The organism is Sphingopyxis sp. GW247-27LB (genome assembly GCF_002277025.1).
Classification (GTDB): domain Bacteria; phylum Pseudomonadota; class Alphaproteobacteria; order Sphingomonadales; family Sphingomonadaceae; genus Sphingopyxis.
Map to the genome: position 1 here is coordinate 1 of NZ_NIWD01000001.1, position 22,376 is coordinate 22,376.

Annotated in this window: 22 protein-coding genes and 2 pseudogenes; 5 read left to right on the forward strand and 19 right to left on the reverse strand. The window is 63.0% G+C overall.

Going from position 1 to position 22,376, the window contains the following annotated elements:
• Positions 1–373 precede the first annotated feature (373 nt).
• A complete protein-coding gene (locus CD928_RS00005; protein ID WP_095383199.1) occupies positions 374–1,747 on the reverse strand; it encodes a Fic family protein in 1,374 nt (457 codons plus the stop codon).
• Positions 1,748–1,867: 120 nt separating this feature from the next.
• A complete protein-coding gene (locus CD928_RS00010; RefSeq protein WP_095383202.1) occupies positions 1,868–3,265 on the reverse strand; it encodes a site-specific integrase in 1,398 nt (465 codons plus the stop codon).
• Positions 3,266–3,842: 577 nt separating this feature from the next.
• Here CD928_RS00010 and CD928_RS23570 point away from each other — a divergent pair.
• Positions 3,843–4,074, forward strand: a pseudogene (locus tag CD928_RS23570) (ATP-binding protein); the annotation flags it as partial.
• 458 nt (positions 4,075–4,532) lie between these two features.
• On the opposite strand, the gene CD928_RS00020 reads toward CD928_RS23570, so the two are convergent.
• The 7 genes from CD928_RS00020 to CD928_RS22870 all read right to left on the reverse strand — a co-directional run bounded on the left by CD928_RS00020 (position 4,533) and on the right by CD928_RS22870 (position 8,681).
• Complete coding sequence (locus tag CD928_RS00020) at positions 4,533–5,837, reverse strand: MBL fold metallo-hydrolase (protein WP_095383205.1); 1,305 nt, start codon at positions 5,835–5,837, stop codon at positions 4,533–4,535.
• A 28-nt stretch (positions 5,838–5,865) separates the two neighbouring features.
• Positions 5,866–6,309, reverse strand: a complete 444-nt coding sequence (locus CD928_RS00025; protein ID WP_095383207.1) for a winged helix DNA-binding protein — start codon at positions 6,307–6,309, stop codon at positions 5,866–5,868.
• Positions 6,306–6,890, reverse strand: coding sequence for a JAB domain-containing protein (locus CD928_RS00030; protein ID WP_141237042.1), 585 nt, complete (start codon positions 6,888–6,890; stop codon positions 6,306–6,308). The genes CD928_RS00025 and CD928_RS00030 overlap by 4 nt, the downstream gene beginning before the upstream one ends.
• The gene (locus CD928_RS22865) at positions 6,830–7,327 is read right to left on the reverse strand and encodes a hypothetical protein (protein ID WP_141237043.1); all 498 of its coding nucleotides are present in this window, start codon (positions 7,325–7,327) and stop codon (positions 6,830–6,832) included. The genes CD928_RS00030 and CD928_RS22865 overlap by 61 nt, the downstream gene beginning before the upstream one ends.
• Before the next feature lie 38 nt (positions 7,328–7,365).
• Positions 7,366–7,713, reverse strand: a complete 348-nt coding sequence (locus CD928_RS00035; RefSeq protein WP_095383213.1) for a hypothetical protein — start codon at positions 7,711–7,713, stop codon at positions 7,366–7,368.
• A 63-nt stretch (positions 7,714–7,776) separates the two neighbouring features.
• Positions 7,777–8,283, reverse strand: a complete 507-nt coding sequence (locus CD928_RS00040) for a helix-turn-helix transcriptional regulator (protein ID WP_176473383.1) — start codon at positions 8,281–8,283, stop codon at positions 7,777–7,779.
• Positions 8,284–8,456: 173 nt separating this feature from the next.
• The gene (locus tag CD928_RS22870; RefSeq protein ID WP_141237044.1) at positions 8,457–8,681 is read right to left on the reverse strand and encodes a hypothetical protein; all 225 of its coding nucleotides are present in this window, start codon (positions 8,679–8,681) and stop codon (positions 8,457–8,459) included.
• 338 nt (positions 8,682–9,019) lie between these two features.
• On the opposite strand from CD928_RS22870, the gene CD928_RS00045 reads away from it, so the two are divergent.
• Positions 9,020–9,223, forward strand: coding sequence for a hypothetical protein (locus tag CD928_RS00045; RefSeq protein ID WP_095383219.1), 204 nt, complete (start codon positions 9,020–9,022; stop codon positions 9,221–9,223).
• Positions 9,224–9,271: 48 nt separating this feature from the next.
• Here the strand turns inward: CD928_RS00045 and CD928_RS23660 are convergent.
• Positions 9,272–9,592 (reverse strand): annotated as a pseudogene (locus CD928_RS23660) (MarR family transcriptional regulator); the annotation flags it as partial.
• A gap of 981 nt (positions 9,593–10,573) precedes the next feature.
• On the opposite strand from CD928_RS23660, the gene CD928_RS00055 reads away from it, so the two are divergent.
• Complete coding sequence (locus tag CD928_RS00055) at positions 10,574–11,884, forward strand: chloride channel protein (RefSeq protein ID WP_095383222.1); 1,311 nt, start codon at positions 10,574–10,576, stop codon at positions 11,882–11,884.
• A 16-nt stretch (positions 11,885–11,900) separates the two neighbouring features.
• Here the strand turns inward: CD928_RS00055 and CD928_RS00060 are convergent, their stop codons facing one another.
• From CD928_RS00060 to ectA, 8 genes are all read right to left on the reverse strand, one after another.
• Positions 11,901–13,127 carry a mechanosensitive ion channel family protein gene (locus CD928_RS00060; RefSeq protein WP_095383248.1) on the reverse strand — a complete coding sequence of 409 codons (1,227 nt, stop codon included), beginning with the start codon at positions 13,125–13,127 and terminating at the stop codon, positions 11,901–11,903.
• Positions 13,128–13,199: 72 nt separating this feature from the next.
• Complete coding sequence (locus CD928_RS00065) at positions 13,200–14,540, reverse strand: MFS transporter (RefSeq protein ID WP_095383224.1); 1,341 nt, start codon at positions 14,538–14,540, stop codon at positions 13,200–13,202.
• 2 nt (positions 14,541–14,542) lie between these two features.
• On the reverse strand, positions 14,543–15,793 hold the full coding sequence (locus CD928_RS00070) for an MFS transporter (RefSeq protein ID WP_095383227.1): 1,251 nt from the start codon (positions 15,791–15,793) through the stop codon (positions 14,543–14,545).
• A 12-nt stretch (positions 15,794–15,805) separates the two neighbouring features.
• The gene (locus tag CD928_RS00075) at positions 15,806–17,248 is read right to left on the reverse strand and encodes an aspartate kinase (protein WP_095383230.1); all 1,443 of its coding nucleotides are present in this window, start codon (positions 17,246–17,248) and stop codon (positions 15,806–15,808) included.
• Positions 17,245–18,165 carry an ectoine hydroxylase gene (gene thpD / locus CD928_RS00080; protein ID WP_095383233.1) on the reverse strand — a complete coding sequence of 307 codons (921 nt, stop codon included), beginning with the start codon at positions 18,163–18,165 and terminating at the stop codon, positions 17,245–17,247. Before thpD ends, CD928_RS00075 begins: the two co-directional genes overlap by 4 nt.
• Positions 18,166–18,197: 32 nt before the next feature.
• The gene (locus tag CD928_RS00085; protein ID WP_095383236.1) at positions 18,198–18,611 is read right to left on the reverse strand and encodes an ectoine synthase; all 414 of its coding nucleotides are present in this window, start codon (positions 18,609–18,611) and stop codon (positions 18,198–18,200) included.
• A 17-nt stretch (positions 18,612–18,628) separates the two neighbouring features.
• Positions 18,629–19,933 (reverse strand): diaminobutyrate--2-oxoglutarate transaminase, encoded by a 1,305-nt coding sequence (gene ectB / locus CD928_RS00090; protein ID WP_095383239.1) that lies wholly within the window; start codon positions 19,931–19,933, stop codon positions 18,629–18,631.
• A gap of 4 nt (positions 19,934–19,937) precedes the next feature.
• Positions 19,938–20,450: a diaminobutyrate acetyltransferase gene (gene ectA, locus CD928_RS00095; RefSeq protein WP_176473385.1), complete on the reverse strand. Its 513-nt coding sequence runs from the start codon at positions 20,448–20,450 to the stop codon at positions 19,938–19,940.
• A 273-nt stretch (positions 20,451–20,723) separates the two neighbouring features.
• On the opposite strand from ectA, the gene CD928_RS00100 reads away from it, so the two are divergent.
• The gene (locus CD928_RS00100) at positions 20,724–21,203 is read left to right on the forward strand and encodes a MarR family winged helix-turn-helix transcriptional regulator (protein ID WP_095383242.1); all 480 of its coding nucleotides are present in this window, start codon (positions 20,724–20,726) and stop codon (positions 21,201–21,203) included.
• A gap of 167 nt (positions 21,204–21,370) precedes the next feature.
• On the opposite strand, the gene CD928_RS00105 is transcribed toward CD928_RS00100, so the two are convergent.
• On the reverse strand, positions 21,371–21,550 hold the full coding sequence (locus tag CD928_RS00105) for a hypothetical protein (RefSeq protein ID WP_255246983.1): 180 nt from the start codon (positions 21,548–21,550) through the stop codon (positions 21,371–21,373).
• A gap of 203 nt (positions 21,551–21,753) precedes the next feature.
• Between CD928_RS00105 and CD928_RS00110 the strand changes: the two genes are divergently transcribed.
• Positions 21,754–22,233 carry an autoinducer binding domain-containing protein gene (locus CD928_RS00110; RefSeq protein ID WP_095383245.1) on the forward strand — a complete coding sequence of 160 codons (480 nt, stop codon included), beginning with the start codon at positions 21,754–21,756 and terminating at the stop codon, positions 22,231–22,233.
• Positions 22,234–22,376 lie beyond the last annotated feature (143 nt).

Consider the following 22,376-nt stretch of genomic DNA (forward strand, 5'->3'; position numbering starts at 1 on the left):
CCGAATCCGAACCACTGTCTCCACGATCAACATCCCGTTCTCGCCAACTGATCAAAACCAGTCGGCCGACTAAATCCCCGGGATGAAGGGGTCCTTTTTGCACGCCGATCACCCCACGAAGGGGGTGCCTATTGCACGCTGATCCTCAGCCGATTGGTGACATTCAGCGAAGAGATGGGAGGCTATCGTCTAGGGAGGTCGCCTTAGGGCGTGATCTCAAAGCGGAACATTCCAGATTTCGCTGATTCAAACGATAGCTTTTCCGGTACCCCCTCCCCTGGATGCCGGGCGGCAATTTCAGGGCCTAATGCTATTCGGGATCGGATTTCGAGCGCTTCGTTCACGGGTTCATCTTCGGGATGGCGATACCCTGTCATTTAGTATCCCACACGACACGCCAGGCCGCGAATTCGGATGGACGTACCTGATAGCGAGCGAAATTCCCCTCATGGAGTCCGAGGAGTTCGGTCTCGGCGATATCGATGAAATGTTCGCGATCTTCGGCGGGGATAAGTTCAGCCGCAACTGCCACGAGATGCGCGCGCGCTTGCTTGCGGTCCATCGGTGCGCGCATGATATCGCGCACGATATCGCGCAGTGGCTCGCGATAGCGAAGACGGAAGGGATCGGGTTCGCCCAAAGACTGGCGCACGGCCGCGTAGCGCTGGGCGGAGCGTTCATAGGCCCAGAGGAAGACATCACGGAGCAAGCTGATGTCGTTCAACTCGTACACGGCAAGCATCGCTCGGGTGTAAAGATCGCCGGGCACATCGGTGAACGACAGGGGCGCCAGATTGGCTCTGATCAGCGGAATGTTTGCGGCGAGACGCGATACGCGCTTGTTCACATCGTCGAAGGGCTGGAGATAGGGCAGTTGGGCCATGACGAAAAAGGCTTGCTCGAAGGGGTCTTCGATTGCGGTCGCTGTTGCGAGCAGCTGGTCGAAGCATTCCTCGATCAGCCCCGGGATTTCCAGGGGATGGAAGGTCGAGCCATCGATGCCGACGATGATATGCCGGAGTCGTCCGACCGCGGCCGGGTCGGCGAGCAGGTTGTTGGCGAGCAACGCGTGCAGGTTGAGGATGGTGTAGCGGTTGAAACCGATCTCGTCGGCCGATGCGATAAGAAACTCGATCGCGTCCTTGTGATTGAGGATCATCTGCGCTTCGCGCTGCGCATGGCCTTCCGCCGCCTCGCCGAAGTCGATGAGGCGCCGGGTATCCAATAGCGAATAGGTGTTTCCTTCGAGGCGGCTGGAGTTCCACGCGAGGTCGATCAGCAGACGGCCGAGGATTTGCTTCGCATAGGTGCCGGCCGGTGCCGCTTCGACGCCCGGCTTGCCGAGGCCGGTGAGATGAGCGCGTTGGGCTTCGGTCAGATAGAAGCTCGCGTTGGGACGATAGCCATCAAGAAAGGCGCGATCATAGCCGACGGGCCGGCGTGCTTCGATGGGCTGCCGGACATAGGCGAGGGCCGCCTGGCCCTCCTGCGACAGGGGAACGATATCGGCTTGCCCATTATGATCGGGCGCGGCTTTGCCGGGGAGATGGTATCGCGCGGCGCGGTTCTCGCCCGTAACGCCAAGCCGCCCGGCATCGACGAGAACCCGCAGGCGATACTGCAGGGTGCGACGCGCTACCGGCGCCGCGAGGACTTCCTCGATCTGCGCAATCGATGCTCCGTCCGGATGGGCGGCAACGGCGGCGGTGATCGCTTCCAGTTCGGCTTCTGGGATCGGGCGGGCCATGGTGATTCCTTAGTTGCGCGCAAAGTGAACCGCGCAACTAAAGGTGTCAATGCGCAACTATGACCGTTTCCGCGCAACTAAAGGCTAACCGCGCAATCATAGTTGCGCGGTTAGGCCTGCTCAATCCACCATGACGGCGAGCACGGCACGCAGTCTGGTTGCTTGCGGCCCTCCTTTCAGCAGCAGTTCTCCAGCCTTTCTCAGCAACAGATCATCTTCACTGGCGGTGCCGGGCTCCGCAGCGGCTTTGACCTCCGCGCCCGAAAGTGCGGCCGCGATTCTTGTGCTGATCCGATCCGCGACCTGCCGGGCCGGTTCATGCTGGACATGGGCATAGATCGCCGTCGATCGCTGATTGGCATGCCCCAGAATAGCGCCGGCAAAGGCTAGGGCTTCGCCGGCGGATACCGTTGTTGACCCCATCGTATGGCGCAGCGTGTGCGGAGACACGCCGGGAAGAGCGGCCTTCTCGATCGCCCGTTTCCAGGGCGTCTTGTAACCTTGGAAGAAGTCGTCGCCGGATTCTGCGGGGAACACATATTCGCTATCATCCTCCCGAGCGATTTTCTGGAGAACAGCGATCGCCGCAACGCCGAGTGGCCGAATCGATTTGCCGGTCTTCGTCTGCGCGAGCTGGAGGCAACCATGTTCGAAATCGATCTCCGACCATTTGAGCGCCGCGATCTCATTGCGACGGCATCCCGTCAGCACCCAAAGGCGCATGATGTTGAGCGCCTTGGAGTTCGTTCCCTCGGCTTCGAGCTCATCGAAGGCTTTTCCGAGGCGTTGGACCTCAGCCAATGTGAGATACCGTTCCCGGCGATTGTCGGTCTTGCGCACCGCCGCGGTCTCACAGGGATTGCGCTCTACAATCTCGCGCCGCTTCGCGAAGCTGAACACGGCTGACAGATCCTGAAAAACTTTCCGTGCGGCTCCGTCGCCTCCACGTACCGAAACGACGCGGCGAGGTCCCAGCTTTTCGGTTTTAGCCGTTTTCCCGGCAGCGACCTCCTGGACGAAACGCTCTATGTCGCCGGCATTGATGTCACTCACACCCTTGCGCCCCAACAGCGGTACGACATGGTGTCGCAGGCGGGCCATCGTATAGGCCTTGGTCTGCTCCTTCATCGGATGACCCTGGCGTATACCGCGCTGGATATAGCAGCCTTCGGTTTCGTAGAGATCGATCAACTCCGACATCCTCATCTGCCGGCGCTTGTGCTTCAGTTCAGCAGCGGGATCCGCGCCCAGCGCCACACCGGCGAGAATCTTCCTCGCCTGTTGCCGGGCCAGATCCGTTGTCAGCGTACCAAGCCTGCCGATCGTGACCAATCTCTGTTCAGCTCGCCGTCCCCCTCCGTTTGCACGATAGCGAGCAATGAAGATTTTCTTGCCGCTCGGTTCGATGCGCACGGCGAAGCCGGTCAGTTCGCTATCCCATAGGCAATAGCGTTTGGCTCTGGGTTCCGCGTCATTCACGACGCGGTTTGTGAGCAAGATACTGTTGCTTTTACCCATGAGTTTCCGTTACCTGCCATAAAATCAGGTCAACACCTACGCATCACCGTGATGTGTAAACGACGGATAGGATAGTGCTATTGTTTTCGGTGACTTTCAACAAGAACAATAACTTGGTATATAATATCGTAGTTTTGGATAGAAGCGGGATGGATACTTGGACTCTTGCCAAGGTTGGGGTCGAGGGTTCGAATCCCTTCGCCCGCTCCAGTTTTTCCCAAGAAAAACGGAATATTGGCGGAATTCGAACCGCTATTTTCTTGGAGACAAGCCGCATCGCAGCTGGCTTTGTCTCCATATTGTCTCCAAAAATTCTCCAGAAATATGCTGCTCTAGCGTGCGGCAGCGTAAGCTCCTCGAATCCATCTCGGCAATCTGCGCTGTAGTGAGCCGAAGGCCTCGTGCTTGGACGCATTTTACGCGATGCTTTCGGTGTCGTTATGCCTCTGGTTCGGGTGCGGCCGTTTCGTCGGCGGCCGTCAGGCTCAATCGAAAGGAGAAATGGATGAACAGATAGGGGAAATGCTCTCCCATGTGATGGGGTAGATCCGCAGCCTTCTTTTGCAGCTGCGGATAGCTAAATGTGGTGACACGCCTCGAAGAGGAGACCCGGATCGGCAAGGGCGGGACCCTGGCGGCGCAGCTGTCGCGGCTTGACCTGATAGTGCTCCACGAGCTTGGATATCTGTCGTTCACACGCGGGGAGGGCAGCTGCTGTTCCACCTCATCAGCATGACGACCGCGTCACCCACCACTGCGATATCGTCGAGACCGGCAACGACAGCTGGCGCTTCAAAAACCGCAGCTGACCACCACCTCCGGCGTCTTCAAAAATCTATCTTGCGTTGCATGCGCCTCCGGTCGGGCTACGCCCGCCCTCCGCCGCACGCAGCGCAAGGCTCTCCTCAACAAACCAACATCATATCCGAAAAGGGGTGACGTGCTCCCCTGATTGTTACCAGTGAGAGGTGGAGTCCGGCTCCCTCATGATGGTTGATTGATAGGATGGCAATGGTCCTGGGGGCATGCCCCCAGGACCATTGGTCGGCGGGCACGCGCTTCATTGCCGACGTAAAAAGTGGAAAAGTGGGAAAAGGCAACCGCAAGTCCCGCATTCTCCATAGCAGCAGAAAGGTCGGTCGGCCCCGCGCGGCAGGTCGTGACGATACGGACATACGCCCCTTCGTTTTTCACACCGGTGCCATATCTTGCTGCGCTGAAGTCTTGTCCGCTGGAGCCTTGGTCATCTTCGCTTCTTCCGACCGCGCTAGTCGGCGACAGTACTGTAACTTGCGCGCATCGTACCCGACGGGCCGATCTCGATCAGGATATTGTTGCAGCCACCCGGGGTTTCGTCGGCATCGGAACCGATCTTGCGCGGGTTGAGTTCGCACGAGCGGCTTTCGTCCTCGATCCGGTAAAGATCGTCGCGATCGGTGCGGAAGACCTCGCCGCGGCCCTCGAGCTCGGTCACGATCTCAGGATCGGGGAGCCGGACGCGCTTGTAGGGATATGGTCCCGACGAGATTGCATAGATCGAGGCGCCGACGGCATCGAGAAAGGCGCGCCGCGACGAGGTGAGGCTACCGTGATGGCCAACGACGAGCACGTCCGATTTGATGTCGGCAGCGCAGCAGGCGAGAAGCCTGGCCTCGATGCTGTTCGACTGCGGCGGCGTGGCAGGCAATTCGCGTTCGCCGCCTTCGGCGTCGCCCGCGAGGAGAATGCGCCGATTGCCGAGATCGAGCCGGACGACGACGCTGTTGCCATTGGGATCGGCGTAGTTTCGGGGGTCGCGATAGAGAAATTGCATGCGCGCGCCGGCACCGAGCGCGACCGGCGCCGCGTCCATCATCGCGCTTTCGCGCACGCTAACCATTCCGTTGCAGCCGCTGCCCGAGAAGGTCACGGTCCGCGTTGCATTCGCCGCGATCGCGTCATGATATTGGACGCCCGGTTCGGCCATCGCGGCCTTGAGGAAATGGCAGTAGCCATCGGTCTTGTTGATGCGCCCCGACTCCCAGACATGGCCGACCTCGAAGCGGCGGAAGACGTCGGGCATCAGCTGGAGATGATCCTTGTGCGGATGGCTGAGGATCAGATGGTCGATGCGCGCAAGGCCGGGACGTACAGCTTCTATATAGGCGACGACACGGTTTTCGTCGCCGTCGTGGAGATCATCCTGGCTTCCGGCATCATAGAGCAGCGCGAAATCCCGGCCCTCGACGAATATGGCGAGCCCGGTGCCGACATCGATCACATGCACCTTGTAAGGCGCGCCGGTCAGGGCCTCGCCCGGCGGGGTGCCACCGATCTCCAGCGTCCATGCCTTGCTGACATAGCCTTGTGTGCCGTCGGGCAGCTCGATGCGGTACCAGCCGCTCACTTCGCCGACGAGCCGCGCGCTATCGCCAGGGCGCAGGCGGCCGAGGATGGCGGTATCGGTGGACGGCCCTTCGCGAACCAGGACGGCACTCGATACGCGCGCGCTCGGCACGATGTCGTCCGCCGCGGCGCGCGAGGCTCCGAGCACACTGATTAGAAGCAGGATGGCAAGTGTCAGCGCACGCATAGCATGTCCCCCTGGTCCCGCTTCCCTTTTAGCGCGTGGAGAGCGCGGCGGCTATGTCGCCACCAAGCCGGTCGCGGTGCAGGAAATCGCGCAGATAGCGCTCCATCTCGCCGATCCCGCGCTCGCTCAGAGCGACGCGGACGATGCCGTCGTCCTCGGCAGCTGACGACCGTATCACCAGCTCCCTCTCGATGAGAAGGGCGAGCCAGCGCAGCGCCGTGGTGCTGGCGGTCGCGGCGACCGTGCAAAGCCGGTCGACGGCAACCGGCTGGCCGCGGTGATACTGGATATAGAGATCGAGCAGCATATCCCACGCGGGTTCGGCGAAAAGATCGTAGCGAATGAGACTGTCGCGGCGCCGGCGGTTGTGGAACTCGCTTTGCGCGATGGCCGCGAGCTGATCCTGTTCATTGCCGCCGAGGAGCGGGATGTCGCCGGCTTCGCTTGCGGGCTGGTCAGGCTGCGACGTCACAGCAGACCCCGTTCGCGCATGCTGACGATATCGGTTCCGGCAAGGATGAGATGATCGAGAAGCTGGACGCCCACCGCCTGGGTCAGATCGGCGATCCGGCGCGTCAGCCTGATGTCTTCCGCGCTCGGCTCGGCCGATCCCGACGGGTGGTTGTGTGCGAGGACGACGCCTTGTGCGCCGACATCGAAGGCCCGGCCCAGAAGCCGGCGCAGATCGCCCTCGACGTGGGCAGTCCCGCCCTGTGCCAGCATCTCGTCGGCAAGATAGCCCCAATCCTGTGCGACGAAGGTCGCGTGCAGGCATTCGGTGGGCGACTTTGCGATAATGCTGCGCAGATAATCGCGAAAGCGCGGGTCGCGGACCGAGACCTGCGTCCGCGCGACCTGCTCGCGCAGTCCGGCCTTGATGAGGGCGCGGGCGGCGACGATCGCGCCGACCAGATCATCGTCGCGGCCGAGCGCGGCGGCGAGCTGCCCGGGTGAAGCGTCGAGCGCGCGCCCCAGGCTTCCGAAATGCGCGATCAGCCGGACGGCGGCGTCATCTGCGCGGTCTCCGGCGAAGGGTTCGAGGAGATGCGCCACGACCGGTACGGCCCGTGGCGCTGCGTCCGCACCGCATGACGCCAGATGCCGCCCGCCAGGATCAGGAGCAGGGCGTAATAAGGGACATAGTTCATCAGGAAATAGGCGAGCTCCGCAATCTTCCGGCTCTCCTCGCGAGCGAAGTGCGAAACGACCGAGACGAGCTGAAACGCCGATAGCCATAGCGGATAGACCCTGTTCGCCTTGAGCGCGACGCCGATGAAGACCGCCGCGACGAGCATATCGATGACGAGGTGACCGATATCGACCGATCCGTAGATCGTCCCGCGCCCGGCGAGGGCATGATAGATACGGTCCGCAACATTCATCGCGAGGAGCGCCGCCGCGCAGATCCGTTCGGGACCGGCTCCCCAGCGCAGCGCCGCCACGCCGAGAATCGCAACCGACAGGAAGTTGAAGGACCAGATCCAGCTCACTCGGTGAAACTGGCCCCGCGCGGCGGCGCCGTCAATCGTCAGGCAATAGCCTGTCGGCCCTCCTCTTCGACGGCGAAGCCTTTGGTGTCGTCGTGACCCGGCATGCCCGTGATCAGCGTCTTGTCGGCGACGAGCGCATTATGCGTGCGAAAGACGTCGTTCGCGCCGCTGATGTCGGACTGGATCGCGCGGCCGAGCCGGATGATCGCTTCCTGGCCGACGTGCGGCGCGGGGATATCCTCGATCTGGCGCGCCCGTAGGATCGAACTCATCACGTCGAGCTTGGCGAGCAGGCTTTCGTCGGCCTTGGCCTCGGCCGCCCGGATCTGGTTGCGGATGCGCATCATATAGGCGGGAACCGGTGCGGTCGGATTGGAAATGGTCATTATCGTCCCCCGGCCCATGCGCTCGCGGCCATGGGCTCATCATCTTGTCGTCGATGAGGGCGGCTAGCTGCCGAGCGCATCCGTGATTGCCTGCGCCGCGGCAAGGCCGAGGACCAGGCTGGCAATGAGCGCGAACAGGATGATCGCGATCGCCGCACCACGGGTGAGCGCGGCATTGTCACCGTCGAGCACCCTCGGGACGACCCTTTGCGCTTCCGGCCTCGTCCAGGGCGCGTCGAGCGTCATCTCGAGCGAGTCCTTGAAAGCGAGACCGGCCTCGGAGCCGTCCTGGGGCTCTCCTTCCTTGCCGGGCGGGGTTCCGGCGAGATCAATTATTTGCTTGGTAGGTTCTACACATGCGGGAGCGCCGGCTATCTGCCGGAAATCGCCCCGCCTTTCGCGGTAGCGCCGCGCGAGCTGCGCGCGGGTGATGCCGCCGCAGCGCGACCGCAATATCTCGATATGGCGGTTGACCGCTGATTCCGATGTTTGAAGTTTGGCAGCAATTTCCTTGCTGGTCAGGCTTCGCGCGAGAAGACCGAGAACCGCCGCCTGCTTTTCGGTCAGCAACTCGAATTCGTCGGGCTTTGATTTTGAGTCATTATCCATCGGCATCGTGCCGTCATATTAACCATAAGTTTCCGTTACGGCAAAAGACCGTTTTCCAGAATCGGATGGATATGCTGCCAATATGGCGACGATCGTGCGGCCGGGGCGATTGTGTGTGTGGTGCGCCGCATCTCCTATTTTGCGGGAGCGGGCTTTCCTACAATCTTCGCCGATGCCATCATGGCTGCATGAAGGGGCGGGACTCGAATAAATGGCGCGATCGTGCTGTCGCGATCGAATTCTGGATCGCGACCATCGTGGTCGGCGGTTCCTTCCTCGTCGGTGCCTGGCAGATGGTGCGCCGCTTGTTCTAGCCCGCCATCCTCGCGGGAAGGATGGACAAAGAGATCGGACGCCATGTCACCTCAAGAGCATGTCTGGGCCTGCGCGCTCGCGATCGAACGCCAGCATGGCACGCGGGCCGCGGTGGTGGTGGTGGCCTAACGGATCAGGGCCTTGGCGCTCGCGGGCGACCGCAAGGGCATCGCGATGTGGAAAGCCATCGCCGCCTGCCTCGACGCGCTGATCAAGGCGCAAAATGGGACACAAGGCCATTGAATCCGCCGCTTACCTCGTCCGATAGGATCATTTTGGTGAGGAAGATGTTTTCGCACGCCGCCGAGTTTGCTATTTGCCGCGCGCCTCGCCATCAGCAGCTGGCTGGTCTGGACGAGAGGCCGACAAGGCGCAAGGCATTATGGCGGAGGATATCGAAAGGTTGCAGGCCGTCCGCACGATCCGCGATACGCTGGTCGAGCAGATGCTTCGTCTCGACCAGCTAGGCGACAGCCGCACCGCAGCCGACCTCAGTCCGGCGATCGATCGTCTCAATCGCGAACTCGGCGAAGCCCCGAGCGAAGAGGAAATCGAGCGGCTGCGGCGCAATCTTTTCATGAACTGACGCCATCCGGCGCGTAGCCTTGGCGCGTATGCCGTTCGGAGGCCTGGATCAGTCCTCGAAATTGTCGAAATATTCGTCGAGTCTGCAGCGTGTATCGTCGCTGAGGCTCACGATGATGCGCCGTCCGTCATCGGGATCGGCGACGCGCACGAAGCGTCCGTCGTCGACCATCGTCTTGATCCAGCGCAGCGCCGTCGTTGCGGGAACGGCCGCTGCGATGCAGAGGCTCGAAACCGATATTTCGCGCCGTTCATAGTGCGCGGCGTAGAGATCGAGCATCATGTCCCATGCCGGATCGGCGAAAAGGTCGGACGGGAAATGCTGGTCGCGCTGCCGGCGCTTGCGAATGAGCCTGCGAACCAGCTTCGCGCGGCCGCTGTCGAAACCTCTGGGGCCAGCATCGCCGTGCCGGCTGTCGAAGGGAGCCCGCGCGAGGCTTGCGAATGAGGGTCTTGCCGCGGGCTCGCGGTGCGCGTGTCCGCCGTGATGATAGTCCGCTGTGAGCGGTTGGATGAAAGTGCCGGCAGCGGATGGAATGGCAACCTCTCCCATCAGCCTCCGCACCATGAGCTCTAGCTCGTCGAGACGCGCGTTCAGATCGCTATTCTGCGAGCCGGTTTCAGTGCCTATGCCCCCCATGCGTTGCCCTTTCCCCCGAAATGACGCAGCATTTATGTCCGATTTCTAGCATGGTTTCTGCGCCGTTTACATCCATTCTGGTGAGGGCTGCGGCAACGCCCGCATTCGCCATCCCAACAGGGTATGGTCTTCCCGCGTCGAATGATCGGCGATTTGGGTTGGGTTGCCGTCCACAATATCAATCGAGCGGGAGCGCGAACCCACCATAGGATGATCGGAACCGCGCCTAATTGCTCTCCGTATCGGCAGCGGTGCCGCCGCGAACCGGAGGAACTTTCAATATCGGTGCTGAAACGGATCAAACCGCGCATTGTGTTGAAGCGCAGTTCGAGTCCGTCCGCCGATTTTTCGAGTCTCCGATGAGCGCTCGCGACATTGACTGGAAGGTGCCCAATCGGTCCACGTTAATTTTAGGTAATATCCCGAGGGTACCGAGAACGTCTGCAATATGAGCCAGCGAGGCCCGAAGCCGACAGCTCGCTTTCGGCCAGTGCCGCGCATCGTCTTTCCAAAGGCGGTGCCTGAAAATTCCTGAGGTGGCTTTTGGCTGTTTTGCAGTCTGGCCATTGATATCTTTTCCCGGCGCCCGCCGTCCTTGGGTGCGTGGACAGCATTATATGATATCGGATTGTTGAGATCGGGCCGCGCAGAAGGGCGCCAGCCAGATCGGATAAATTGGCAAAACCGGATCGGCAAACTAAGCGATCCCGCATGGCCGAATTCCTTCCCTCTACACGAAAGGGCGCTTTGCGCCGGATCCGGGTGTCGCTGCGCCGGCGTGGCTGGACGGCGGCGGTGTGGCGGCGCCGGGTAGCGATCATGGGTGGCGCGATACTCGTCGGGCTTGCGGCGATCGCCTTTGCCTGGATTGCCGATCATGTCAGCGGCTGGTTCACCCGAGTGGTGACGCGCTACTGGTGGTCGCCCCTGGTGCTTACGCCGACGGGGTATATGCTGATCGTCTGGATCACCAACCGGCTGGCCCCCGCAGCACGGGGATCGGGCATTCCGCAAATCATCGCCGCCAAAAGGGATCCGATGCAGGCAACGACCAGTTTGGCATCCGCGCAAACCGCCCTATTCAAGGCCGTCCTGACGGCGGCGGCGCTTGCGGTTGGCGGGTCGGTCGGACGCGAAGGGCCGACGGTGCAATTGGGTGCCACGATCATGGCCTATGCGCACAAGCTGCTGCGGGTGCCGATCAACGCGTCGGTGCTGGTGGCCGGGGCCGCCGCGGGCGTCGCCGCGGCGTTCAACACGCCGCTCGCTGGGGTTGCGTTCGCGATCGAGGAACTTGCCGCCGCTTATGAACAGCGCATGACCTTGCTGGTGATGACGGCGGTGCTGATCGCCGGCATGATCGCGCAGGGCGTAGCGGGCGACTATATCTATTTCGGGATCGTCGGCCAGACCCTGCCGCTCAAGGCTGTTCTGATCGTGGCGCCGATCGCCGGGGTCCTGGGCGGCGTCTGCGGCGGCCTCTTCTCACGGCTGACCCTGTGGTTCGCCCGTGGCGGGGCGTATCGGATTTCGCGCGGGCGTCCGCTGCTCCTGGCCGGAGCCTGCGGCCTCATCGTCGCCCTGATCGGCATTGCCAGCGGAACGACGTGGGGTACGGGCTATGGCCCGGCGCGTGCGATCATCGAGGGGGATAATGGGTCGCTCTGGTTCGGTCCCGCCAAATTCGTCAGCACACTGGTGACGGCGGCGGCGGGCCTGCCCGGCGGCATTTTTGCGCCCAGCCTGGCGACGGGTGCGGGATTGGGCAATGTGCTCCATTTCCTTTTTCCGATGCAACCGACCGGCGCGCTCGTGCTGCTGGCGATGGCGGGATATTTTACCGGCGTCGTGCGGGCGCCGCTGACCGCGGTGATCATCATGTCCGAGACGACGGGCAGCCGGGGTTTGATGCTGCCGCTGCTCGCCACCGCCTTGATCGCCGAAGCGGCTGCGGGCCTTGTCTGCCGCGAGCGCCTCTATCACGGCCTGGCTTCCGGATTCCTGCCATCCGGCAAGACATGACAGGACTTGCGCTGGCTCAGGCCGCAAACTGCCGCAGATCCAGGCCGCTCGGTTCCTGAAATGCGCGAAGATGAAATTCAGGCAGGATCGCCAGCAGATGGTCGAAGATATCGGCCTGGATGTTTTCGTAATCGCTCCATGCCGTCGTGGTTGTGAAGCAGTAGATCTCGAGCGGCAGGCCCTGCGGCGTCGGGGCGAGCTGGCGCACGATCAGCGTCATGTCCTTCGAGATGCGGGCGCTGGCGCGAAGATAGTTGGCGACATAGGCCCGAAAGAGGCCGATGTTCGTTATCCGGCGCGCATTGACAGGTTCGCGTCCGGCCTCGCCGAGGCGCGCGTTCCATTCCCCGAGTTCGTCCCGCTTGCGATCCAGATGATCGCGGATCAAGGCGATGCGGCCCAGCTCGCGGCGTTCGTCGGCGGACAGGAAGCGGATGCAGCTCTGATCGAGCAACATCGAGCGCTTGATCCGGCGTCCGCCCGATTCCGACATGCCGCGCCAGTTTTTGAAGCTGTCGGCAATCAGCCGATGGGTCGGGATGGTCGTGATCGTCTTGTCCCAGTTCTGCACCTTGATCGTGTGCAGCGCGATGTCGATCACGTCGCCGTCCGCCCCCATCTGCGGCATTTCGATCCAGTCGCCGACACGCAGCATGTCGTTCGAGGTCAGCTGCACCGAGGCGACGAGCGAGAGGATCGTGTCCTTGAAGACGAGCATCAGCACCGCCGCCATGGCCCCAAGGCCCGAGAGCAGAAGCAACGGCGACTGTTCCATCAGCGCAGCAATGATCAGGATTGCGGCACCGGCATAGAGGACAATCTGGAGAACTTGGACATAGCCCTTGATCGGCCGGCTCGCGGCATCGGGGCGCCGGTCATAGATGCGGTTCGCGAAGCCGAGCGCCTCGCTGATCGCCATCGCAACGAAAAGGATGATCGAGGCCGCGACGACATTGCTGACGACGGTCGCCACCGCCGAGGGCAGGTGCGGCACGGCGCCGATGCCCGAAGAAATGATCAGCGCAGGGACGATGTTGGCAAGGCGCGCCGCGATCGGTGCGGGAGTGGGAATGTCATCGGGCAACCACCGCAGCGTAAATCGGATAATGCCGTACTTGACGACGAAATTGGCGAGCCAGGCCACACCGACGAGCAGGGCAAGTGCGGCGAGTGTTTCGCCCCATGGCGGCAGGCCATCGAGGAGAGGGAAATTGCGAAGGGAGGAAAGGTTCTCATTCGTCATTTCGAGCATGGCGGCGCGCCCGCGCATAGCGGGCCTTTCTCCTGTCGTTGGCGTTGGGGAGGCGAGTCGGGTTCAGCGATCGGCGCTCGCTGCGAATGGATCTTCGCGCAGCGATCTCCGCGCGGTTTCGGGCATATAGTGCAGCGCAACAAGGCCGATCAGGCAGGCGATGATCATATAGTAGGCGGGCATGAACTGGTCGCCTGTCCAGCCGATCAGCGCACTGCCGATCGCCGGCGCCGTACCGCCGAAGATCGAGGTCGAGACATTATAGGCGATCGCAAAGCCCGCGAAGCGCACCGGGGTCGGGAACAGCGCCGGAAAGGTCGCCGAGATGGTCGCGAGCTGGGGCACATAGAGGAGGCCGAGCAGGATGAAGGCGACGGTCGCGCCCGCGAGGCCCGTGTCCATCAGCATATAAAGCGGCACGACCCCGACCAGCAGCCCGAGCAGCGAGACGCGCCACATCGGCCGTCGCCCGACGCGGTCCGAAAGCGCGCCGGCAAAGGGCAGGAACAGCATCATGAAGAGCATGCCGACGATCGGCACGATCAGCGCCTGGTCGGGCGACAGGCCGATGCGGCGCTGAAGATAGGTCGGCATGTAGCTGAGCAGCGTATAGTTGACGACATTGAGCGCGACGACCAGTCCGCCGACGACGAGCAGCGGACGCCAATGATCGCGCATCAGTGCGCCGATTGGGGGCGAGCGGCGCGCTTCGGCGACCGCGCATTCCTCGAGGAAGATCGGCGTGTCCTCCATCCGCGAACGCAGATAGGTGCCGATCAACCCCATCGGCGCGGCGATCAGGAAGGGGATGCGCCAGCCCCAATCGTGCATTGCTGCATCGCCGAGCGTCAGCGAAAAGAGCAGCATCAGCGCCGCGCCGAGCGAGAAGCCGGCGAGCGTGCCGAATTCGAGGAAACTGCCAAAGAAGCCGCGGCGATCGTCGGGTGCATATTCGGCCATGAAGGTCGCCGCGCCGCCATATTCGCCGCCGGTCGAAAAGCCCTGCACCATGCGCAGCAGGATCAGCAGCGTCGGCGCCCAGAAGCCGATATGGTCGTAGGAGGGGATGAGCCCGACGCCAAAGGTCGCGCCCGCCATCAGCAATATGGTCAGCGCGAGCACCGACTTGCGCCCGATGCGATCGCCGAGCGGCCCCCAGAACAGGCCGCCCAGCGGCCGGACGAGGAAGGAGATGGCGAAGGTTGCGAGCGCGAACAGCACCGCTTCGTCGGTATCGCCCGGAAACAGCGCCGCCGAGATATAGGTCACGCCATAGGCATAGATGCCATAGTCGAACCATTCGGTCGCATTGCCGAGCGCCGAGGCGGCGATCGCGCGGCGCAGCGTCGAGGGGTCGGCGGGCGCGCAATCCGGCGTGGCGTCGGAGGGCAAAGCGGTTTCCATGGTCATGTCGTCACCTGGTGCTGGGAATCGTCGGGGTCGCCGGCGGGGTCGAGCAGCGCCGCGGTCGGCGTCGTGCGCGGCAGGATCTGGAAATCCCGCTGCGCCTCGCCCGGCACCGCGTCGGTCGCCGCGAGGCGCCAGACGCTGAAAACGAGCATCGCGCCGGCCGCGAGCGCGATGAAGAGGAAGAGGCCACCTGCGCCCGCGCGCGTCATCGCCGCCGCTGCGCCGATCGGGCCAAGCGCCGCGCCGGCGGAATAGAGAAGGACGAGCTGCCCGCTCGCGGTCACGCGCTCCGACGGCAGCAGCCGGTCGTTGGCGTGCGCGACGCTGAGCGGATAGAGCGCGAAGCTGAGCCCGCCGAAGGCGAAGCCGAGCGCGAGCAGCAGCACGCCCGTGGGCTCCGTCGCGAGCGCGATGCTGACCCCGAGCGTCAGCGCGAAGCCGCTAACGATGACGCGGCGGCGGTCGTAGCGGTCGGACAGGCGGCCGAGCGGCCATTGCAGCGCCACCCCGCCGACGATTACCACCGTCATGAAGGTCGCGGTTTCGGCGAGGCTGAGCCCAAGCCGCCGCGCATAGATGGCGGCAAGGCCGTAGAAGGCGCCGAGCAGCAGCCCGGTGATCCCCGCTCCGGCGACTCCGAGCGGCGAGGCGGCGAACAGGCGGCGCAGCGGCAGCGAGGCGGCCTGCGCGAATGTCGGTGCGGCGCTGCGCGTCAGGCAGACCGGCAGGATCGCGAGCGAGATCAGGATCGAGGCGATCTCGAATGGCACGTGCGGCGCGACGCCGCCGCCCGAGCGCAGCAGCAACTGGCCGACCGCCTGCCCCGAGTAGAGGGCGACCATGTAGGAAGCGAGGATCGTGCCGCGCGTGCCCGCTTCGGCGCGGTCGCCCAGCCAGCTTTCGAGGCAGACGAATACCCCCGCGACGCAGACGCCGTCGATCAGGCGCAGCGCGCCCCACGGCACGGGATGGCGGACCAGAGCATAGGTGAGGGTGCTGGCCGAAAGCAGTGCGACGAAGGCCGCAAAGGCCCGGATATGTCCGACCCGTCGTACCACTTTCCCGGCGCGCAGCGCGCCGATGACCAGGCCGGCGAAATAGGCGGTCGCGACGAGGCCGATGACCATCGTGCCGCTGCCCGCGCGTTCGAGCCGAAGGCCGATCAGGGTCGACAGGAAGCCGCTGCCCGCCATCATCACGAAGATGGCGAGGAGCAGGCTTTGGACCGGGCGGATTGAGGCGAGCATGGGCGGACGACGTCAGGCGGCGCGCCGGTCCTCCGCAGGCGCCGCCTCGTCCTCGACCAGCGCCCTGTGCAGCGCACGCACAGCGGCATCGAAATCGTGCGGCGCGAGGAGGAACTGCACGTCGACGTTGCGGATCTGGTGTTGCATCGCGATCATCGCCACCCCGGCGTCGCCCAGCGCGCGCAGCGCGTCGGGGACGAGGCCGGGGCGCGAGATGTCGCTGCCGATCACCGACACCATCGCGACCGGCTGCGCGGTGATCGCGGCATCGGGATAGCGGTCCTGCAACTCGGCGACAGCCGCGTTCACGGCGGCGGCGCTTGCCGAGAGATAATGAGTGATGGTGTTGGCGTTCGATGATTTGCTGACGATCCACAGTTTGTGGCGGGTCAGCACATCGAGGATCGCGGCGTCATAGCCCTTCACCCCGACCATATCCTGTTCGAAGAATTGCAGCGCCTGCATTTGCCGCAAGCCGGTGACGATCTCGACCCGCGGCACGTCGGAGACATAGTCGCCGGTGACGAGCGTTCCCGCGTCCTCGCGATCGAACGTATTGCGCACGCGCAGCGGAATGCCCGACTGGCGCAGACCGCGCCCGGCGCCGGGGTGTATCGCCTCCATGCCCAGATTCGCGAGCTGGTCGGCAACGTCGTAGTTGGTGCGGCCGATCTTGCGCGCCTTGCCTTCGCCGACCAGTTTCGGGTCGGCGCTCGACAGGTGGAACTCCTTGTGGATGATCGCCTCGCGCGCGCCGGTCAGCACCGCGATGCGCGAGAAGGTCATTTCGGTATAGCCGCGCGCATAGCGCCGCACCATGCCGCCCTCGCAGCCGGCATAGCCGGTGACGACGGGCAAGGTAGAGGATAGATCGATGGCGGCGAACGCCTGCTCGATCCGCGCGTCGAGGGTGCCGAGATCGTCTTGATCCCATGAAGTCAGGTCGACGAAGCGCGCATTCACGTCGCGGTCGCGAAGCAACAGGCTGGTGCTGTGCGCGCTATGCGCTTCGCCGATGCCGGCCAGCAATTCGCGCGCGGTTGTCAGCTGCTCCTTGACGCAGAAGCGGCCATGGCTGCGCAGCCGGGCAAGATCGTCGAGGCAGGCAGCGACCGCCGCGATCCGCTGATCGACGAACGCATCAGCTTCGGCACGGCTTTCGGCGCGCGCGAACATCGCCGCATTGCGCTCGTGCATAGCGCCGCGGACGGTTTCGATCGCCTCGCGCCAGCCGTTGTCATCCTGCTGCGCGACGAAGCGACCATAAACGCCAGGCGCGCCGCTCTTCTTGTTCTCGAGCAGCAGGTCGGTCATGCCGCCATAGGCCGAGACGACGAAGATGCGGTGATAGAGATCGGCGCCCGACCGTCCCCCGATCAGGACATTGTCGAACAATGTCGTCGTCGCGGTCATCGAGGTGCCGCCGATCTTCTCGACGCTGTGACGCCCCATCATGCCGACACGCCTTCGAAGAGGGGGCCACGCTCGACCGTCAATGGCTCGGGGTCGCCGCGGTCGGCGAGGAACCAGGGGCGGGGCTTGTCGACGCCGAACGGCTTTTGCAGCCGGTTGCTCACCGCATTATAGACGAGAAAAGCGTTGGCGCGCGGGAAGGGCGTGATGTTGCCGTTCGATCCGTGCATCAGGTTGCAGTCGAACAGGATGACGGTGCCGGGCTTGCCGGTGGGCGCGACGATGCCGTGCGCGTGCGCGAGTTCAGCCAGGCTGTCCTCGTCGGGGACGCCATATTCCTGTTTCTTCAGCGAACGCAAATAATGATTGTCGGGCGTCTCGCCGACGCAGGTCAGATAGGTGTGGTGCGACCCCGGAATGACCATCAGCGGCCCGTTGTGCGGCGTGTTCTCGGCCAGCAGGACCGACATCGACAGCGCGCGCATCCGCGGCATGCCGTCCTCGACATGCCAGGTCTCGAAATCGCTGTGCCAATAGAATTCGCGGCCCTTGAAGCCGGGTTTGTAGTTCAGCCGCGACTGGTGGATATAGACTTCGTCGCCGAGCAGGAAGCGTGCGACGTCGGCGAGCCGGGCATCGGACGCAAGCCGCGCCATGACCGGGTTTTGCCGGTGAATCTCGAAGATCGAACGTATCTCGTCGCTCTGCGGCTCGGTCACGATGGTGTCGCTGTCGAGCGCTTCGGGATCGGCAAGCAGGCCTCCGGCGGCACGCTGCAGGAAGGCGACCTCTTCGTCCGAAAAGATATTCTCGAGCAGCATATAGCCGTCGCGATCGAACGCGGCGGCCTGCCGCGCGGTGATCGGCGCGCCATCGCTCCAGTCGCTATGAACAACCGGATCGAGGCGGGGCAGCATCTCCGCTTCGGCCGCGCGGCGTGATGGGTAGAAGTCTTGCATCGGACGTCTCCCTTTCTCTTGTCGAATGGCTGTCAGTCGGCGGGCGCTGGCTCGCGCGCCAGATCGGGGTCGGCGGGATAGGCCCCGGTCTCGTCATGCACCTCCTTGCCGGTGACCGGCGGGTTGAAGGCGCAGGCGGTCAGGATGTCGGTTTCGGGCCGCACAATGTGGCGATCATGCTCGTTGAGCGCATATATCACGCCGGGCTCGAGCCGGTGGATTTCGCCCGTTCCCAAATCTTCGATGGTTCCGGTTCCCTTGAGAACGAACACTGCTTCCAGATGATTCTGATAGTGCATCTTGAGCTCGGTGCCCGCGAACATGGTGGTTACGTGGAAGGAAAAGCCCATGCCGTCGTCTTTCAGCAGCAGGCGGGCGCTGGCCCAGCCGTCCGAGCGGACGTTGCGGTCGGTCTTGCGGATGTCGCCGAGATTGCGAACGATCATGTGAGTATCTCCTGTAATTATTCGGCGGCGACGGCGTAATCGGCGGCCATCGCGTCGCGGATCTTGATTTCTAGGATGTCGAGCCCGGCGGCGAGAATCGCGTCGTCGATGACGAGCGGCGCCAGTACCTTGACCACCTCGTCATGCGCGCCGCTGGTCTCGATGATCAGTCCGGCATCGAAACAGGCGGCGGTCACGGCGGCGGCCAGTTCGCCCGACCCCAGATTGACGCCGCGCATCATGCCGCGGCCGCGCACCTCGAAGCCGTGCTCGGCGGCGATCCGGGCGAGCCGTGCTTCGAGCAGGTCGCCGCGGCGGCGTATGTCGCGCTGAAAGGCGTCGTCGCTCCAGAAATGCCGGAGCGCAGCCGCCGCGGTGACGAAGGCATGGTTGTTGCCGCGGAAGGTGCCATTATGTTCGCCCGGTGACCATTGGTCGAGTTCGGGGCGAAGGAGCGTCAGAGCAAAGGGCAGACCCATGCCTGACAGCGATTTCGCCAGCGTGACGATATCGGGCGTGAATCCCATCTCCTCGAAGCTGAAAAAGCAGCCCGTTCGTCCGCAGCCTGCCTGGATGTCGTCGACGATCAGCAGCGCGCCATGGGTCTGTGCGATGTCCGCAATCCGGCGCAGCCATTCGGGCGATGCGGCGTTAAGGCCGCCTTCGCCCTGGACGGTTTCGACCAGAATGGCGGCGGGCGCATCGAGGCCGCTCGATGGGTCGGCGAGGCGCTGTTCGAGCAGGTCGGCGGTATCGACGTCGGGGCCGTAATAGCCGTCATAGGGTTCGTGGGCGACATGGGCGAGCGGCACGCCGGCGCCACCGCGCTTGGCGGCATTGCCCGTGCAGGCGAGCGCGCCCAGGGTCATGCCATGAAAGCCGTTGGTGAAGGCGATCACCATCTCGCGTCCCGTGACCTTGCGCGCGAGCTTGATCGCTGCCTCGACCGCATTGGTGCCGGTCGGGCCGGTGAACATGACGCGATAGTCGAGCGCGCGTGGTTTCAGGATCAGCGACTCGAAAGCGCTCAGGAAATCCCGCTTGGCATCGGTGTGGAGATCGAGCCCGTGGGCGATACCGTCGGCCTCGATATAATCGAGCAGCGCCTGCTTCAATATCGGATGATTGTGCCCATAGTTGAGCGTCGAGCAACCCGACAGGAAGTCGAGATAGCGCCCACCCTGATCGTCGTGCATCCATACATTTTCGGCGCGGCTGAACTGACGCGGCATCGAGCGGGCATAGCTGCGGACCTGGGATTCGCGGCGATCATAGATCGCCGTGTCCGGAATCGATCCGGACGGCTGCGGTATGATAGTCATGATCTTATCCCCGTTTTTCTTGGATATTCTTGCGATTAATCGGTCCGATGCGGGCCAGAAATTCGGTGGCATGGGCGCCGGCAAAATGAGTCTCGCGCACAAAATGGGCGCTGCGGCGGAGGGGCGCCTTCCAGTCGCGGGCCAAGCCGCGAAACAGGGCCCATGAAGCTTGGTTGTCGTCTGTGATCGTTGTGATGAGATGAGTCACGCCGTCCTGCGCCGGCCTGGCGAACAAGGCGGAGATCATGCGGCTGGCGAGCTGCTTTCCGCGTCCTTCCGTCGCTACGGCGACCTGCCACACGAAAAAGGCCTCGGACTCAGAGGGCGGGCGGTAGCCCGATACCCAGCCGACGATGCGGCCAGCCTCTTCGGCGACGATGCAATGGTCGGCGAAATGGTCGCACTGGAGGAGGTTGCAATAGCGGCTGTTGCGATCGAGCGGCGGGCAGGCGGCGATCAGCGCCGTTATGGCCGGCCCGTCGGCTGCACGTGGCTTGCGAAACTGCACATCGTCCACTGTGGCTGAGGCCGCTGTGATTGGCGATTCATCCCGATCTTTCGCTGGAGGCAATGACTCTGCGTCTTTTTGCCGATCAAATATCTTTCATCTCCTGAAATGATTTTCCGATTGCCCGGATCGAGTCGGGTCATGATTGGAGCGAAATATAAGGGTTTGAGACACGATCTCAACCCTTGGCCATTATTTTATATTTCATAAACTGAAATATTATTCGATTCTCCCAAGTTGGAACGACTTTGCGCCGGCGTGCGACGGCGCTAACGAATATCCATGGAATCGGAGATAGCGAACGCCACGTTGAAGGCTTTGCGGCGCGTCCTGCGCGCTGCTGAAGGCGGCACCCGCCGCCTAGCCGCGACGACGGGGCTTACGCCATCACAATTGCTGGTGCTGCGCGAGATCGACGGCGGTGAAGACGTGACCCCGGGCGTGGTCGCCCAGCGCCTGCAATTCAGCCATGCGACGATCACCGCGATCGTGGATCGTCTCGTCGCCCTGCACCTTGTGACCCGCTCGCGTAGCGATCAGGACAAACGGCGCATATTGTTGGAGGCTACGCCGGAAGGCAGGCGCCGCTTGGTAGAGGCGCCCGATATGCTTCAGGAGATATTCGGCGTCCGCTTCTCGGCACTCCCCGCGTGGGAGCAGGCGATGATCCTGGCAGGCACGGAGCGGCTGGCCGACATATTGGGCGCGGGAGATATGGACGCAGCGCCCTTGCTCGATGCGGGCGCAATAGATCGAACCTGATCCCAGACATTTGAAAAATAGCCAATATCTCTATTTTCATGTTGCAAAACCGCAAGCTGCCACTCCGCCATCGGCCAAGTCGAGCGGTCAATTCCTGCTTGGCAGGGCGCCTAGCCAAATATGTCCTGGGGGTTTAGCTGATTGAGATCGGGAGCGGTTGTTCGGCACTATATCGCACGCGCCTCGATGGCGACCCCGAGACGCTTGCGCACGGTACCGAAGATGGCCGCAAGATTGTCCATGCTCGGGTTGCCCTTTTCCGAGCGGTGCAGGCTCTTGCTCGGCCGGTTGGTCTCGGCGGCAAAGTCTCGAAGCCGACTGAGGCATTCATCGAAACAGTCGCTCACGGCGTTTCCGGTGCGGTACAACTTGATTGATGCGCCGGAACGGGCGAACCTCCACGTGGAGCGGAAGATTCGGCTCGTAATAGCCCTGAGCAGCAGGGCGACGACGGAGGCACAGCGTGAGAATTGATGCCAAGGTCGAGTTAGGAAAGGCGCCCGACGGCTAGAGCGGGTTGGGAACGCGCCTGAGGACGTAGAAGGAGAAGATGCGTCTTGCGTTGATCGAACGTCATGGAACCGAGATTTTGGGATCGGCCTCGATCGATAGTTTACACGAAGCGCTCGCGGGCGCGGCCCGTGATATGGGTTTTGATCGCTTTGCCCTTTCTCTTGAGATCGGGCGCGGTGTGGAATGCGGCACTTCCGTACTCATTCACGATTACCCGCCCGGCTGGGCCGACATATATGTGAGTTTCAATCTGGCGGAGACGGATCCCGTCATCCGGGCTTCGGAACAGAGCCTTCTCACTTTCAGATGGGCCCAGCTGCCCAAAATGGTCCCGATGACGAGGGACGAAATCCTGACATTCGAAATGGGCCAGCGGCATGGGCTTGCCGATGGACTTTCCGTACCACGCCATCTTCCCGGCTCGATGACCGGGTGCTGCACATTCGCGGTTGGTGCGGACACGCCCATGCCAAATGATAATATTGTCGTTGCGGACGCGCTTGGCGCCGCGGCTTGAGGATCAGCGTGCAATAGGCACCCCCTTCGTGGGGTGATCGGCGTGCAAAAAGGACCCCTTCATCCCGGGGATTTAGTCGGCCGACTGGTTTTGATCAGTTGGCGAGAACGGGATGTTGATCGTGGAGACAGTGGTTCGGATTC

Coding starts and splice junctions, on each gene's coding strand:
- thpD (WP_095383233.1), bottom strand. CDS start 18,165: ATGCAAGACTTCTACCCATCACGCCGCGCGGCCGAAGCGGAGATGCTG.
- CD928_RS00020 (WP_095383205.1), bottom strand. CDS start 5,837: ATGCGTGCGCTGACACTTGCCATCCTGCTTCTAATCAGTGTGCTCGGA.
- ectB (WP_095383239.1), bottom strand. CDS start 19,933: ATGACTATCATACCGCAGCCGTCCGGATCGATTCCGGACACGGCGATC.
- CD928_RS00055 (WP_095383222.1), top strand. CDS start 10,574: ATGGCCGAATTCCTTCCCTCTACACGAAAGGGCGCTTTGCGCCGGATC.
- CD928_RS00060 (WP_095383248.1), bottom strand. CDS start 13,127: ATGACGAATGAGAACCTTTCCTCCCTTCGCAATTTCCCTCTCCTCGAT.
- CD928_RS00035 (WP_095383213.1), bottom strand. CDS start 7,713: ATGACCATTTCCAATCCGACCGCACCGGTTCCCGCCTATATGATGCGC.
- CD928_RS00005 (WP_095383199.1), bottom strand. CDS start 1,747: ATGGCCCGCCCGATCCCAGAAGCCGAACTGGAAGCGATCACCGCCGCC.
- CD928_RS22870 (WP_141237044.1), bottom strand. CDS start 8,681: ATGGCGTCCGATCTCTTTGTCCATCCTTCCCGCGAGGATGGCGGGCTA.
- CD928_RS00045 (WP_095383219.1), top strand. CDS start 9,020: ATGGCGGAGGATATCGAAAGGTTGCAGGCCGTCCGCACGATCCGCGAT.
- CD928_RS00110 (WP_095383245.1), top strand. CDS start 21,754: ATGCGTCTTGCGTTGATCGAACGTCATGGAACCGAGATTTTGGGATCG.
- CD928_RS00085 (WP_095383236.1), bottom strand. CDS start 18,611: ATGATCGTTCGCAATCTCGGCGACATCCGCAAGACCGACCGCAACGTC.
- CD928_RS00010 (WP_095383202.1), bottom strand. CDS start 3,265: ATGGGTAAAAGCAACAGTATCTTGCTCACAAACCGCGTCGTGAATGAC.
- CD928_RS00070 (WP_095383227.1), bottom strand. CDS start 15,793: ATGCTCGCCTCAATCCGCCCGGTCCAAAGCCTGCTCCTCGCCATCTTC.
- CD928_RS00065 (WP_095383224.1), bottom strand. CDS start 14,540: ATGGAAACCGCTTTGCCCTCCGACGCCACGCCGGATTGCGCGCCCGCC.
- CD928_RS00100 (WP_095383242.1), top strand. CDS start 20,724: ATGGAATCGGAGATAGCGAACGCCACGTTGAAGGCTTTGCGGCGCGTC.
- CD928_RS00075 (WP_095383230.1), bottom strand. CDS start 17,248: ATGATGGGGCGTCACAGCGTCGAGAAGATCGGCGGCACCTCGATGACC.